Origin of the sequence: Bradyrhizobium sp. AUGA SZCCT0182 (genome assembly GCF_018130185.1) — a bacterium.
Classification (GTDB): domain Bacteria; phylum Pseudomonadota; class Alphaproteobacteria; order Rhizobiales; family Xanthobacteraceae; genus Bradyrhizobium.
Genome location: NZ_JAFCLY010000011.1, coordinates 39,120 through 52,696, shown reverse-complemented (window position 1 = coordinate 52,696; position 13,577 = coordinate 39,120). Strand labels below are relative to the sequence as shown.

Below are 13,577 nucleotides of genomic sequence, written 5' to 3'. Positions count from 1 at the left end.
CCCTCAGTTCAAGATCTTCGTGTCATCCGGCGCCTGCGGCGGGGTCTTGATCGCGATCGCCTTGATTGTGCGGCCGACAGGCTTGGTACCGCCATGCGGGGTGCCTTTGGGGATGACGACGAGGTCGCCCGGCTTCACCGTCACTTCCTTGTCGCCAAGCCAGATCGTTCCGGTGCCTTCGAGGATGTACTGAATCTCGTTGGCGTTGGCATGCAGATGCTTCGGCGGGCTGCCATCCTGGATCGCGATGGTCACGCCATCCGCGGAGACCAGCATTTTGTTGCGCATGCCGCCGGCGTTGAGAGGAGACAGCTTGTCCCCTTCGAGATCGCCGGTCGAGATGACCTGCGCGGTGATGTTTTCGGCGGCAAGGGCCGGGCGCAGCAGATGCGTGACGCCGCAGCCGGCGGCAAAGGCGGTGGCAATTGACAAGGTGATGGCGATACGATTCATGGATAGTCCTCCCAGGGAAACTTTTGCGGCGGAATGCTACGCCGCGAAGCCGCACTTCGCCAGCGCGACGAAAGACCACGCATCCGCGATGGAATAAACCGCAGCGAGCGGACCAGCGTTGCAATAATGGCCCTCGCATTGTCGGCAAAGTCGCCTTCTCAAGGCCTGTGCACTGCATTATCCTGTCGGCAACCCATCGGAGGAAACCATGAAGAAAATTGTTGGCCGGCTGGCCGGGGCGCTGCTGGCGCTGGTCCTGACGTCAGGCTTTGCCGCAGCGCAAAGCAAGGTCACCATCGCGATCGGGGGCGGATCCTGCCTGTGCTATCTGCCGACGGTGCTGGCCAGGCAGCTCGGCGAATACGAAAAAGCCGGCCTTGCCGTCGAGCTGGTCGATCTCAAGGGCGGCTCGGATGCACTGAAGGCCGTGCTGGGCGGCAGCGCCGACGTGGTTTCCGGCTATTTCGACCATTGCGTCAATCTGGCGGCCAAGAAGCAGGAGCTGGTGTCGTTCGTGGTCTATGACCGCTATCCGGGGCTGGTGCTTGTCGTGTCGCCCTCGCACAACAAGGAAATCAACTCGATCAAGGATCTAGCCGGCAAGAAGGTCGGCGTCAGCGCGCCGGGATCCTCGACCGACTTCTTCCTGAAGTATCTGCTCAAGAAAAACGGCCTCGATCCGACCAGCGCCTCGGTGATCGGTGTCGGCCTTGGCGCCACCGCTGTCGCGGCGATGCAGCAGGGCCAGATCGACGCGGCCGTGATGCTGGATCCATCGGTCACGGTGCTGCAGGGCAGCTATCCCGACCTCAAGATCCTCAGCGACACCCGGACGCAAAAGGATACGCTCGAAGTGTTCGGCGGCGAATATCCGGGCGGCTCGCTCTACACCACGGCGGCATGGATCAAATCCCACGAGAAGGAAGTGCAGGCTTTGACCACGGCGATCGTCAACACGCTGACCTGGATTCGCTCCCATTCGCCGGAAGAGATCATGGCGAAAATGCCGGAAGAGATCGTCGGCAAGAACAAGGAGCTGTATCTGGCGGCGCTGAAGAACACGATCCCGATGTATTCGCTGAACGGCAAGATGGACCCGAAGGGCGCGGATGCGGTGCTGGCGGTGTTCAGCGAAAGCTCACCCGAGGTGGCAAAAGCCAACATCGACGTCACCAAGACCTACACCAACAAATATGTCGATCAGGTCAAGAAGACGACCGGCTCGAGCGCCAAATAACACGTGAAGTCGTGCGTGACGCAATGTCGGAAGTGATGCGGCGATGAATGGCACGACACCACCGGTCATTCATCGCGTTACCTCGCTCGATCTGCCGGTCGAATCCTGGTCATGGCCGTTCGCCGCCGCGCGGCGGGCGGAGATCGATGCGCATTTCGCGCAGGCGCAGCGTGACAATCCCGAACTGTGGAACGGGCGCGTGCTGCTCGGACGCCATCCTGTGTTTGCCGGCAGTCACCTCACGGCCGGCTATTTCGAGACTGATTTCGCGAGCTTCCTGGCCTTGCGTGACTGGGGCTTTCCGGACCGGGACGTGTTCAACGGTTTTGGGATGGGCGCGCTGCGCTGCGCTGACGGCGCATTCGTGCTCGGCGAGATGGGCCAGCACACCTCGAACGCCGGACGAATCTATTTTCCGTCAGGCACGCCCGATCTCGACGACGTCAGGGATGGCGCGCTCGACATATCCGGCAGTGTGGCGCGCGAGCTCGAGGAAGAAACCGGTCTCGTGCCGGGGGAATACCGGAGCGATCCGGATTGGCATTGCGTCTACACCGGCCCGGCGCTGGCAATGATCCGGCTGTTGCACGTCGATATATCGGGCGAGGCATTGCGCAGCCGGATCGAGGCCAATCTCGCTTTGCAGCAATCGCCCGAATTGTCGGCCATTCATCTGGTGCGCGGAACGCGCGATCTCACCTCAGCGATGCCACGCTTCGTGACGGCGTTCATTGAGGCGCAGTTTGCGGCGTAGCGAGGACATGGGTCGAGCGTTTCATACTACGACACGTGGCGCTTTCGCTTTTTGTTGGCGCTCGCCTTCTTGACGATTGCTCTTTTCGTTGGCGTGCTTGCGACCGTGCCGGCCGACCGTCGCTCGGCGGCGGTCGCCGTCTTGCGGTTCGACAGCTTGAGTTTGGTGTAGCCAAGCACCCGCTCCATCGCGATCCGCGCCTTCTCGGCGTCGCCGCTCTCGATCGCGCGTGCGGCGGCGGCATGATTGGGCAAATTGTCCCGGAACCAGCCGGCGCTGCCCACCGCGACAATGAAAACCGTGCTCAGGATGGTGTCGATGGCGCCACGGAAGCCTTGCAGCACCGGGTTGTGCGTGGCGTCGAGGATCGCGAGATGAAACGCCTTGTCCGCGGCGATGGTGCTCGCCTGATCCTGCGCGGTTTCCATCGCGGCCAAAGCCGCATTGATGCGCCAGCGGTCGTTCTTGGTGGCGCGCTCGGCGGCGAGCGCTGCGGCCGCCGGCTCGATAATCGAGCGGACTTCCTGGATTGCCAGCAGAAGATCGCGGCCCGGCTCGTCCTTGCCGACCAGCCAGCTCAGAACGTCGCGGTCGAGCAGGCTCCATTCACTGCGCGGCAGCACGTGGGTGCCATGCCGGGGGCGGACGCTGACCAGTCCTTTTGCGGCGAGCGTCTTGATGGCCTCCCGCACCACGCCGCGTCCGACGCCGAAGCGGGTTTCGAGATCCGGCTCCGGTGGCAGGGCCGCTCCGACCGGAATGAGATCCTGCGCAATTTCGCGGCCGAGTGTCGTCAACACGTTGCGGATGCGCCCCGGCTTGACACGCTTGTCGGCGCTCTTCGGCTTGGCCACCTCCTTCTCCTCTTGACGTTGTTGAGATTTGGCTGAGATTGCGATTTGCTAGCATGGGTGATGTATGCTAGCAATCATCCGATGTTTAACATCCGATGATTGAGCGGCTGCGCGCATCGGTTGTGCTGCGACTGATATTTTTTGGATGCCGAGGTGCCGCGACAGTGTAACCTTGGTTATTGCCTTGACATCACACGGCGCTACCCGTGTGATGTCGAAAAGAGATACGACAAAAACAAAAAGGTGCATCGCACCATATACAGGGAGGATTTGATGCCGGGGCACAAGGTTGCGCGCCTGTTTGTCGGGCTGTCCGCCGCGGTGGCGGTGCTGGGGATGGCGGTTGCCGCCGAGGCCCAGGAAAAGAAAATCAAGATCGGCGTGATTTACGACCTGACCGGCCCGCTGGCCGGCGGCGGTTCCGAGCTGCAATACACCGGCGCCAAGATCATGCTCGACCATTTCAGCAAGACCGGCGTCGAAGGCTACAAGATCGAGGCGGTTTACGCCGACGCGCAGAGCAAGCCCGATGTCGCCATCAACGAGGCGATCCGCCTCGTCGAGCAGGAAAAGGTCGACATGCTGCTCGGCTTCTTCTCGTCGGCGCAATGCGTGCCGGTGGCCGCCCGCGTCGAGCAGCTGAAGAAGTTCATGTGGATCACCACCTGCATTTCCTCGGCGGTGCTCGCCGACAAGAATTTCAAATATATCTTCCGCCCGCAGGCCAGTGGCGATCAGTTCGGCTTGATGACGATGGATTTCATCGCCCAGAACTCCAAGGAAAAGTTCGGCAAGGAGCCGAAGGACCTGCGGGTTGCGATCATCCATGAAGACGGCGCCTATGGCGTCGACGTGTCGAAGGGCAACGAGGCGGGCGCCAAGAAGGCCGGCTTCAACGTCGTCCTGAAGGAGGGCTATTCCGCCACCGCGCCGGATCTTTCCGCGCTCGTCACCAAGCTGAAGCGCGGCCGGCCCGACGTGGTCTTCCACACCGGCTACAACCCGGATATCACGCTGCTGCTGCGCCAAGCGCGCGAGCAGGGCCTGAAATTCGGCGCGCTGGTCGGCCATGGCGCGGGCTACGGCGTCTACGAGAAGCTGAAGGAAGGCCTCGGCGCCGACGTCAACTACGTCTTCAACACCGACCCGATCTCGATCTGGCTTGCCAACCAGAAGTCGATGGATCCGAAGCTGCCGCCGATGATCAAGATGGTGGGTGAGGAGTTCGACAAGGCCAAACCCGGCGTCGCCATCCGTTCCGCCCATGTCGGCATGGCCGCGTCCAACACCTACGTATTCATGACCGAGGTGCTGCCGCGCGCGATCAAGAAGTATGGCGGCGTCGATCCCGAGGCGTTGCGCAAGGCCTCGCTCGAAGTCGATTTGCCGGAAGGCGGCACCATGCTCGGCTTCGGCGTCAAGTTCTACGGCGAAGGCCAGCAGATGGCCGGCCAGAACGAACGCTCGTTCCCGGTGGTGATCCAGTATGTCGACGACAAGTCGTATGTGGTGTGGCCGAAGAGCCAGGCGCAACGCGAGGCCGTGTTGCCCCTGCCGAAGGGCACCACCTTCAGCAGCCAGTAGGTTAGCGGAGTATCTGGGGTGCTGACGGTGAACGGGTTGGTGAAGCGCTTCGGCGGCTTCACCGCGGTCAACAACGTATCGTTCCGGGTCGAACAGGGCGAGATTCTCGGCCTGATCGGGCCGAACGGCTCCGGCAAGAGCACGATCTTCAACATGCTGTCGGGCACGCTGGTCCCGACCGCCGGCTCGATTCTGTTCGACGGCGCGGAGATCGCGGGCGTCGCGCCGCATCGCATTATCAACCGCGGCATCGGCCGCACCTTCCAGATCCCGCGGCCGTTTCACCGGCTCAGCATCTTCGAAAACGTGGCGCTGGCCGGTTACTACGGCCAGGGCAGCCACAGCCGCGCCAAGGCCGATGAGGCCGCCGAAAAGGCGCTTCATATGGTCGGCCTGACCACCGATCGCCATGCCACCGTCGACGGCCTCGGGGCCGCCGGCCTGAAGAAGCTCGAACTTGCGAAAGCGCTGGCGACCGGGCCGAAACTTCTGCTTGCCGACGAAAGCCTCGGCGGCCTCGACGAGAAAGAGATGGATGCTGCGGCGGACATGCTGCGCAGGATCCGCGACGAACTCGGCATCACCATCATCTGGGTCGAGCACATCATGGGCGTGCTGATGCGCGTGGTCGATCGCGTCATGGTGCTCGACCACGGCGAAAAGATTTCCGAAGGCTTGCCGAGTGCGGTGTCGAGCGATCCCCGCGTGATCGAGGTCTATCTCGGCACCGATGCGGATTCGACTCTAGCCGCGGCCGGGGAAGCGCGCCGGCGGGCAGGGGACTAGGCATGCTCGAATTGAAATCGGTCGATGCGGGTTACGGCACTTTCCAGGCGTTGTTCGGTGTCAGCCTCGACGTCAAGGCGGGCGAGGCGGTCGGCGTGATCGGCCCCAACGGCGCCGGCAAGACCACGCTGATGCGGGTGATCTCCGGCCTGATCCGGCCCACCAGAGGCTCGATCTCGATGGAAGGCACCGACGTGCTGGCGACCCCGGCGCATCGCATCGTCAGCCTCGGCATCGCGCATGTGCCGGAAAACCGCCGGCTGTTTCCGCGGCTCACGGTTGACGACAATCTGAAGATGGGCGCCTACATGGAAGGCGCCCGCGCCAAATATGCCGAGCGGCTGGAATTCGTGTTCGACCTGTTTCCGCGCATGAAGGAACGCCGCAGCCAGATGGCGGGCACCATGTCGGGCGGCGAACAGCAGATGTGCGCGATCGGCCGCGCGCTGATGTCGAACCCGAAACTGCTGCTGCTCGACGAGCCGTCGGCGGGTCTGGCGCCGGTCGTGGTTCAGCAGGTGTTCGAGCTGGTGAAGCGGATCCGCGCCAGCGGGCTGACGGTGCTGATCGTCGAGCAGAACGTGCAGCAGGTGCTGCGCGTGGTCGATCGCGCCTACCTGCTCGAGGCCGGCAGCATCCGCGCGTCCGGTACCTCGGCGGAGATGATGAGCAACGATACGATCAAGCAGGCGTATCTCGGGGTTTAGCATGATGACGTTTGGCGCGTTCAGACAGTCTCTCGTCATCCCCGGGATGAACGCAATTGCGTTCACCCGTAGGTGCGCGCTCTTGCGCGCCTCGAAGGATAAGTACCCGTGGCCCATCCTTCGAGGCTCGCTGCGCTCGCTCCTCCCGAGTGAGCGCGAATGCGCTCATCCGGGGATGACGGCTGCGCCAACTCAACCAAATGTCGTCACGGTCTAGGGCAAAGCGATGCAGGGATTTCTTGATATCTTCGACATCTATCTGCTGGAAGCCGTGGTCAACGGCATCCTGCTCGGCGGGGTGCTGGCGCTGTTGGCGCTCGGGCTCAATTTGATCTTCGGCGTCATCGACGTGACCTGGATCTGCTATGCCGAGCTGGTCATGATCGGCATGTACGGCATGTACTATCTGGTCCAGTTTTACGGCCTGCCGTACTGGGCGGCGGCGCCGCTGACCATTTTGCTGGTGGCGCTGCTGGGGGCAGCATTGCACTACATCGTGATCGCGCCGCTGCTCACCGCGCCGCCGATCAACCAGCTGCTCGCCACCGGCGGCGTGCTGTTCATCCTGCAGAGCTTTGCCACTGTCGCCTTCGGCATCGACTTCCGCAATCTCGGCATCCGCCTGCCGGTACTGGCGCTCGGCGAGATGCACTTCAGCTATTCGCGGCTGTTGTCCTTTGCCGCAGCCCTGATCGGCATGGTCAGCGTCTATTTCTTCATGACACGCACCTATACCGGCACCGCGATCCGCGCCATCTCGCAGGACCGCCAGATCATGTCGCTGATGGGCGTCGACACCAAGCGCATCTACCTCGTCACCTCGGCGCTGGGCGGGGCGCTGGCGGGGCTGGCTGCCTGTCTCCTCGTGCTGCAATACGACGTGCATCCTTTTGTCGGCCTGTCGTTCGGGCCGATCACCTTCCTGATCTGCGTGCTCGGCGGGCTCGGCAACTTTGTGGGCGGCTTCATCGCGGCGTTCGTGTTCGCCGAGATCATTTCGCTCGGCGGCCTGTTCTCCGACCTCGAATGGGGCTACGTGCTCGCCTTCGCCTTCTTCATCGTCATGATGTTCATCCGGCCCGCGGGCCTATTCGCGAGGCGCTCGTGAACGCGCGAACCATTGCCTGGGTCGTCGGAATAGCGGCGCTGATCGCGCTGCCCTTCGTCTATCGCCAGCCCTATCATCTGCACATCCTGGTGCTGATCCTGATCTGGTCGTTCGCCTACACGTCGTGGTCGATCATGGGCCGCTTCGGCCTGGTGTCGCTCGGCCATGGCGGCTTCATGGGAGTCGGCGCCTACGTCACGGCGCTGCTCTGGAACCATCTCGGCGTCTCGCCGTGGATCGGAATTCCCCTCAGCATGGTGTGCGCGGGTTTGCTCGCGGTCATCGTCGCCTATCCCTGCTTCCGCTACCGCATCACCGGGCATTATTTCGTGCTGGTCACGCTGGCGCTGTCCGGCATCGTGCTGCAGGTCATTACCGCGACGCGCGACTACACCGGCGGCTCGCTCGGTTACACGCCGAACCGCACCAAGGGCAGCCAGTTGCTGGCGCTGCAGTTCGACGACAAGACGACGTGGTATCTGATCGCGCTGTTCGTCTGGGTGGTCGGACTTCTGATCTGGCAATGGGTCGACCGCAGCATGAGCCGCTACGCCATGGAGGCGATCTCGGACGACGAGGACGCGGCGGCCGCCGCCGGCGTCAACGTGACCTTCGAAAAGCTCAAGATCACCATCATCAGTGCGCTGATGACGGCGCTGGCGGGCGCGCTGTACTGCCAGTACCAGATGTTCATCTCGCCCGACACGGTCAGCGGCATTGCGGTGTCGCTGCAGATGGTGTTCGCCGTCATCGTCGGCGGCGTCTACGTGTCGTTCGGGCCGACGGTCGGAGCCATCATCACGATCCTGCTTGCCGAATTTTTGCGCATCTGGTTCGGGACCAAGGCGGTGGGCTGGGACAATCTGGTCTACGGCGTGCTGCTGGTGCTGTTCATCATATTCCTTCCCAAGGGCATTCTTGGTAGCGTCATGGATCGGTTCAAGACGCAACCCAGGAAGAAGCCCGTAGCCTCATGAGCAAGAAATCACAGCAACCGCTTGGCGATACGCTAAAACCCTTTGTCGCCCCGTTTCGCGTTGACGGAGGAGAGTTTCACCTGAAATCGCACAAGACCAGCGAGAAGGGCGGTCTCGACAAAGACAAGGGCGAGAAGATCATCGAGGCCAATCGCAAGCGGCTGAGCGAGTATCAGGAAAAGCTTTACGCGCAGGACAATTGGTCGATGCTTCTGGTGTTTCAGGGCATGGACGCCGCCGGCAAGGACTCGGCGATCAAGAGCGTGTTCGACGGCATCAACCCGCAGGGCTGCGAGGTCACCTCGTTCAAGCAGCCGTCGACCAAGGAGCTCGACCACGATTTTCTCTGGCGCAGCATGATCGCGCTGCCCGAGCGCGGCCGGATCGGCATCTTCAACCGCTCCTATTACGAGGAATGCCTGGTGGTGCGCGTGCACACCGAGATTCTCGGCAAGCAGAAGATTCCGAAAAAGCTGGTGACTGGGAATATCTGGCGCGAACGGTTCGAGGATATCTCGGCCATGGAGCGTTACCTCGCGCGCAACGGCACCGTGATCCTGAAATTCTTCCTCAACATCTCCAAGGCAGAGCAGCGCGAGCGCTTTCTCGCCCGGCTGGACGAGCCCGCCAAGAACTGGAAATTCTCGCTGGCCGATATTGCCGAGCGGAAGCTGTGGGCAAAGTACCAGGCCGCCTATCAGGACATGATCCGTCACACGTCGGCGCGCCACGCGCCATGGCATGTGGTGCCGGCCGACCACAAATGGTTCGCCCGCGTCGTGATCGGCTCGACCATCGTCAGCGCGCTCGACCGGCTGGATTTGCGTTTCCCCGAGGTCGACAAGGCCGACCGCAGCGAGTTCAAGCAGGTGCGTGAGGCGCTGCTGGCGGAGGAGAAGGGCGAGGTTGCGAAGAAGTAGGATGGGTAGAGCGCAGCGAAACCCATCGAGGCTTCCGCGGGTGAGATGATGGGTTTCGCTGCGCTCTACCCATCCTACTGACCCTCAGTCCCGACCACCCTCCAGGCCGTACTCCCGGTAGATCGTCTCCGGGTCGGTTTGTGGGAACAACCGGCACTTCGCCTGGGCCAGATGCAGACCCTCGCTACCGGGGGCGCAGCCGGCAATCAGGAGTTTCCGAAGATCCTCCATATGGGGTCGCGGCTGAATCTTCTCCGGAAGCTGTTCGAGCGCGACCAGGGCCGTGGCGAGTGCCTGGGTCACCACCCACTCGTCATGGCCCGTAACCCCCTTCTTTGGCATGAGACAGCCTCCTGTCGGATCGGTACCGGCAGCTTACGTCCATAAACCGGCTTTACGCAAAAGTTGAGGCAGCGGCTAACGCAACAATGCACCTTCAGCTGTCACCCCGTCAGGTCCGATCGGGTTTGCCGCCTTCGCCTTCATCGCTCTCATCCTTGACGAGCGTCAGGAGGCGCAACGTCAGGAAGGTGAAAATGGCAACCGTGACGGCGACGTCATAACTGCCGAGGCCGACGGAGACGCCGATCGCGCCGGTCGCCCACAGGCTTGCCGCGGTCGCGGTGCCGTGAACGGAGGTGCCCTGTTTGAGAATGGCGCCGCCGCCGATGAAGCCGATGCCTGTAATCAGCCCTTCGATGACTTTCGCCATGCCGTCGGGGGAGTGCACGAGCAGGTTTTCGCTGGCTTGCACGAAGCCGCAACTGGCCAGGGCGACGAGCGGAAACGTCCTTAAGCCGGCGCTTCGTGCGCGCTTCTCGCGATCCCAGCCGATCGGCACCGCGAGCGCGAAGGCGGCGGCCAGCGCAATGATGTGACTACCGATCTGAAACCTGTCCAAACGCGTGCCCCGTCCATGAACCGATCACCGGTCATACAGTCGGCATCCGCGTATCACCATGCGGCTTTAAGCGCTCAGGGATGGTGGAACAAATGTGGCATCCGCGTAAGGCGTATCCGCGGCGCTCAACCCCGGTGCAGCGGTTGTGTGATCGCGGACGTTTGGATGTGCAACTGCCGGACCGTTGTGAGCGTTGCAAACAGAACCGCAAGGCCAAAGGCCGCCAGCAAGGTCAGCAGGAGAAACCGAGGGCTCATGCGCCGCTCCATTTTACAAATCTCCACCCTGGCTAGAGATGGTTCGCGCGCCCTGGCTTTCAACCCGGCGCAACGACGGGGAAGGGGAGGCTGACCCCTCACGGCTGCGTGTCCGGGGGATGCTAAGGGGAGGGCGCCGTTTACCCTGCGATGCTTTTGCCCCGTTAGGTCATCCATCCTGACCATCTTTTGGCATTGCGGCCGGCCATATTTCTCGTCTAGAACGGCCATGGAACGTGGTCCCGGCAACGAACTGTCAATGGTTTTGGCTAAGGATTTCGTCTCCTCAAGGGTCTGGCAATGCTGATTCGCAGCGAAAATGTTGGAGTTCAGGGTGGATCGGCCTCGGCCGTTCGTACCTGCGCGATTCCGGCTGCGTCCTTGCCCACCCTCCTTATTGGCGGGCTTCTGCTTCTTATCGGCCCCTGAGGGCCGTCTGGGCGGTTGCGCCTGGGCACTCAGGGGTTGCGTGAGATCAAGGAACCCTTCAGCGCCCAAAAAACGGCGCACCACCCAAAGGAAGTTGCAGATGACCACAGCCAATAAGTCCGAGAAGGACCGCGTAATCGTATTCGACACCACCTTGCGCGACGGCGAGCAGTGCCCCGGCGCCACCATGACGTTCGAGGAAAAGATCGAGATCGCCGAGATGCTCGACGACATGGGCGTCGACGTCATCGAGGCCGGCTTCCCGATCACCTCCGAAGGCGACTTCCAGGCGGTCAGCGAGATCGCCCGCCGCTCCAAGAACTCTGTCATCGCAGGTCTGTCGCGCGCCAATCCGAAGGACATCGACCGCTGCGCCGAAGCGGTGAAATTCGCCAGGCGCGGCCGCGTCCATACCGTGATCGCGACCTCGCCGCTGCACATGCGCGTCAAGCTGAACATGACGCCCGAGCAGGTGATGGAGCTCTCGATCGCCAACGTCACCCGCGCCCGCAACCAGATCGACGACGTCGAATGGTCGGCCGAGGATGCCACCCGCAGCGAGATGGATTATCTCTGCCGCATCGTCGAGGCCGTGATCAAGGCCGGCGCCACCACGGTCAACATTCCGGACACCGTCGGCTACACCACGCCCGAGGAATACACCCGCTTCATGCGCACGCTGATCGAGCGGGTGCCGAATTCCGACAAGGCGGTCTTCTCCGTGCACTGCCACAACGACCTCGGCATGGCCGTGGCGAATTCGCTGGCCGGTATCGCCGGCGGCGCGCGCCAGATCGAATGCACCGTCAACGGCATCGGCGAGCGGGCCGGCAACGCCGCGCTGGAAGAAGTCGTGATGGCGATGAACGTCCGCAACGACGTGTTTCCGTGGTGGAACAAGATCGACACCACAATGCTGACGCGGGCCTCGAAACTGGTGTCGGCGGCAACCTCGTTCCCGGTGCAGTACAACAAGGCGATCGTCGGCCGTAACGCGTTCGCCCATGAAAGCGGCATCCATCAGGACGGCGTGCTGAAGGACGCCTCGACCTACGAGATCATGCGCCCCGAGATGATCGGCCTGAAGAAGTCGTCGCTGGTGCTCGGCAAACATTCCGGACGTCATGCCTTCGTGCACAAGCTGGAGGAGATGGGCTACAAGCTCGGCGCCAACCAGCTGGAAGACGCCTTCGTGCGGATGAAGGCGCTGGCCGACCGCAAGAAGGACATCTACGACGAGGACATCGAGGCACTGGTCGACCAGGAAATCGCCAACTCGCATGACCGCATCAAGCTGACGTCGCTGACGGTCATCGCGGGCACCCATGGGCCGCAGCGCGCCACCATGAAGCTCGACATTGGCGGCCAGACCAAGATCGAGGAGGCCGAAGGCAATGGCCCGGTCGATGCAGTGTTCAACTGCATCAAGGCGCTGGTGCCGCACGAGGCCAAGCTCGAGCTGTACCAGGTCCACGCGGTCACGGAAGGCACCGACGCGCAAGCCGAGGTCTCGGTGCGGCTAGCCCATGAAGGCCGCTCAATGACCTCCAAGGCGTCAGATCCGGATACGCTGGTCGCTTCGGCAAAAGCCTATCTCGGCGCGCTCAACAAGATCGTCATGAAGCGCGAGCGCGACATGCCGTCGTCGGCGGTGGCGAGCTGACGGCGCTAGTTGCGCCGTCATTCCGGGGCGCGAAGCGAACCCGGAATCTCGAGATTCCCCGGTGCGCAATTGCGCACCTGGGGTTCGTCCTTCGGACGCCCCGGAATGACGGCGAATGAAATGGGAGAAAACGAAACGCGGCGCCCTCGGCGCCGCGTTTTTGCTTTGCCCTCGGGTCGAGCGCACTCGCTCGATGACACCGTGATTCCGATCACAGCACAAACATCCGGTTTTGGTCAGCCTCGATGCCGACCCTCGACGATCTCGGTCCCTTGGATGGGCGTCGAGGGATGGACGGCCTATTGAAGGAGACAATGATGGCCAACACGCAAGCAACTCTGAACGCCGACGGCCTTGCGCCGTTGCCGGATGCCAAGCTGGACCAGGTCAGCGGCGGCTGGTTTCCCTTCATCGCCTTGGGCGTTGCATTGGGAATCGGCTACTGCATCGCGGATGGAACGCTCGACCCGAAGCCGGGCCCGAAGGGCGATTTCCCGATCGGCCCCAAGAACGTCGGTTGATCGGTCGGCCAAGGTTGCCGCAAGCGACGCCGCGCCGGACAGGTGCGGCGTCGTGCGTTTGAACGTCGCGAGACGTCGCGACTGGCGCAAGCGCGCTCTACTTCCGGTCGGCGGCAGGCAGCTGGACCGGGACGTGCGGCGAGGTGCTGATCACCCGGGTGCTGCCGTCCGAATAGGTCGGGCTTCGCTCGGCCTCACTCCGGAGGGTCTCCAACAGCAGAAAGAATTTTTCTGAAAGCATGGCGTGTTCCACTTCGTTGAGGATGCCACCGCTGGTCTGGTGAAATTGCTTGTTCAGGAACGCCTCAGTATGCCTGACAATGGTTTCAGGAAGTGTTCGCCAGATCACTAAAATGGCTTCGTCGGTGGACAGAATTGTTTCATCAAAGCCGTTCCGCGAAAAACTTATCACGGAAACGCGACGGC

General features: G+C 62.4%; 14 protein-coding genes and 1 pseudogene. 10 read left to right on the top strand and 5 right to left on the bottom strand.

Annotated elements, in window-relative coordinates; genetic code table 11:
- Positions 1 to 3: 3 nt before the first annotated feature.
- Positions 4 to 453, bottom strand: coding sequence for a cupin domain-containing protein (locus tag JQ611_RS14250; protein WP_212266521.1), 450 nt, complete (start codon positions 451 to 453; stop codon positions 4 to 6).
- Between the two features lie 208 nt (positions 454 to 661).
- On the opposite strand from JQ611_RS14250, the gene JQ611_RS14245 reads away from it, so the two are divergent.
- Positions 662 to 1,690, top strand: coding sequence for an ABC transporter substrate-binding protein (locus JQ611_RS14245; protein WP_212465794.1), 1,029 nt, complete (start codon positions 662 to 664; stop codon positions 1,688 to 1,690).
- A 43-nt stretch (positions 1,691 to 1,733) separates the two neighbouring features.
- A complete protein-coding gene (locus tag JQ611_RS14240; protein WP_212465793.1) occupies positions 1,734 to 2,444 on the top strand; it encodes an NUDIX hydrolase in 711 nt (236 codons plus the stop codon).
- A 26-nt stretch (positions 2,445 to 2,470) separates the two neighbouring features.
- On the opposite strand, the gene JQ611_RS14235 is transcribed toward JQ611_RS14240, so the two are convergent.
- Positions 2,471 to 3,298 carry a FadR/GntR family transcriptional regulator gene (locus tag JQ611_RS14235; RefSeq protein ID WP_212465792.1) on the bottom strand — a complete coding sequence of 276 codons (828 nt, stop codon included), beginning with the start codon at positions 3,296 to 3,298 and terminating at the stop codon, positions 2,471 to 2,473.
- 273 nt (positions 3,299 to 3,571) lie between these two features.
- Here JQ611_RS14235 and JQ611_RS14230 point away from each other — a divergent pair, with 273 nt between their 5' ends.
- The 6 genes and pseudogenes from JQ611_RS14230 to JQ611_RS14205 all read left to right on the top strand — a co-directional run bounded on the left by JQ611_RS14230 (position 3,572) and on the right by JQ611_RS14205 (position 9,380).
- Positions 3,572 to 4,882, top strand: a complete 1,311-nt coding sequence (locus JQ611_RS14230) for an ABC transporter substrate-binding protein (RefSeq protein WP_212389904.1) — start codon at positions 3,572 to 3,574, stop codon at positions 4,880 to 4,882.
- 18 nt (positions 4,883 to 4,900) lie between these two features.
- On the top strand, positions 4,901 to 5,668 hold the full coding sequence (locus JQ611_RS14225; RefSeq protein WP_212266533.1) for an ABC transporter ATP-binding protein: 768 nt from the start codon (positions 4,901 to 4,903) through the stop codon (positions 5,666 to 5,668).
- 2 nt (positions 5,669 to 5,670) lie between these two features.
- Complete coding sequence (locus JQ611_RS14220; RefSeq protein WP_212034425.1) at positions 5,671 to 6,375, top strand: ABC transporter ATP-binding protein; 705 nt, start codon at positions 5,671 to 5,673, stop codon at positions 6,373 to 6,375.
- 226 nt (positions 6,376 to 6,601) lie between these two features.
- A complete protein-coding gene (locus JQ611_RS14215) occupies positions 6,602 to 7,483 on the top strand; it encodes a branched-chain amino acid ABC transporter permease (protein ID WP_192737948.1) in 882 nt (293 codons plus the stop codon).
- A pseudogene (locus JQ611_RS14210) lies at positions 7,480 to 8,524 on the top strand (branched-chain amino acid ABC transporter permease). The gene JQ611_RS14215 and the pseudogene JQ611_RS14210 overlap by 4 nt, the downstream one beginning before the upstream one ends.
- The gene (locus tag JQ611_RS14205; protein WP_212465790.1) at positions 8,457 to 9,380 is read left to right on the top strand and encodes a polyphosphate kinase 2 family protein; all 924 of its coding nucleotides are present in this window, start codon (positions 8,457 to 8,459) and stop codon (positions 9,378 to 9,380) included. Before JQ611_RS14210 ends, JQ611_RS14205 begins: the two are co-directional and overlap by 68 nt.
- An 84-nt stretch (positions 9,381 to 9,464) precedes the next feature.
- Here JQ611_RS14205 and JQ611_RS14200 read toward each other — a convergent pair whose 3' ends face one another.
- Together JQ611_RS14200 and JQ611_RS14195 are read right to left on the bottom strand one after the other, a co-directional pair.
- Entirely contained in the window at positions 9,465 to 9,722 is a 258-nt protein-coding gene (locus JQ611_RS14200; protein ID WP_192737945.1) for a hypothetical protein, read from the bottom strand.
- Positions 9,723 to 9,831: 109 nt separating this feature from the next.
- Positions 9,832 to 10,281 (bottom strand): MgtC/SapB family protein, encoded by a 450-nt coding sequence (locus JQ611_RS14195; RefSeq protein ID WP_212389901.1) that lies wholly within the window; start codon positions 10,279 to 10,281, stop codon positions 9,832 to 9,834.
- Positions 10,282 to 11,067: 786 nt separating this feature from the next.
- On the opposite strand from JQ611_RS14195, the gene JQ611_RS14190 reads away from it, so the two are divergent.
- Together JQ611_RS14190 and JQ611_RS14185 are read left to right on the top strand one after the other, a co-directional pair.
- Complete coding sequence (locus JQ611_RS14190; protein ID WP_212389900.1) at positions 11,068 to 12,630, top strand: 2-isopropylmalate synthase; 1,563 nt, start codon at positions 11,068 to 11,070, stop codon at positions 12,628 to 12,630.
- A gap of 245 nt (positions 12,631 to 12,875) precedes the next feature.
- Positions 12,876 to 13,151: a hypothetical protein gene (locus JQ611_RS14185; RefSeq protein ID WP_212465789.1), complete on the top strand. Its 276-nt coding sequence runs from the start codon at positions 12,876 to 12,878 to the stop codon at positions 13,149 to 13,151.
- 97 nt (positions 13,152 to 13,248) lie between these two features.
- Here JQ611_RS14185 and JQ611_RS14180 read toward each other — a convergent pair whose 3' ends face one another.
- Positions 13,249 to 13,563 carry a hypothetical protein gene (locus JQ611_RS14180; protein ID WP_212465788.1) on the bottom strand — a complete coding sequence of 105 codons (315 nt, stop codon included), beginning with the start codon at positions 13,561 to 13,563 and terminating at the stop codon, positions 13,249 to 13,251.
- Between the last annotated feature and the right edge of the window lie 14 nt (positions 13,564 to 13,577).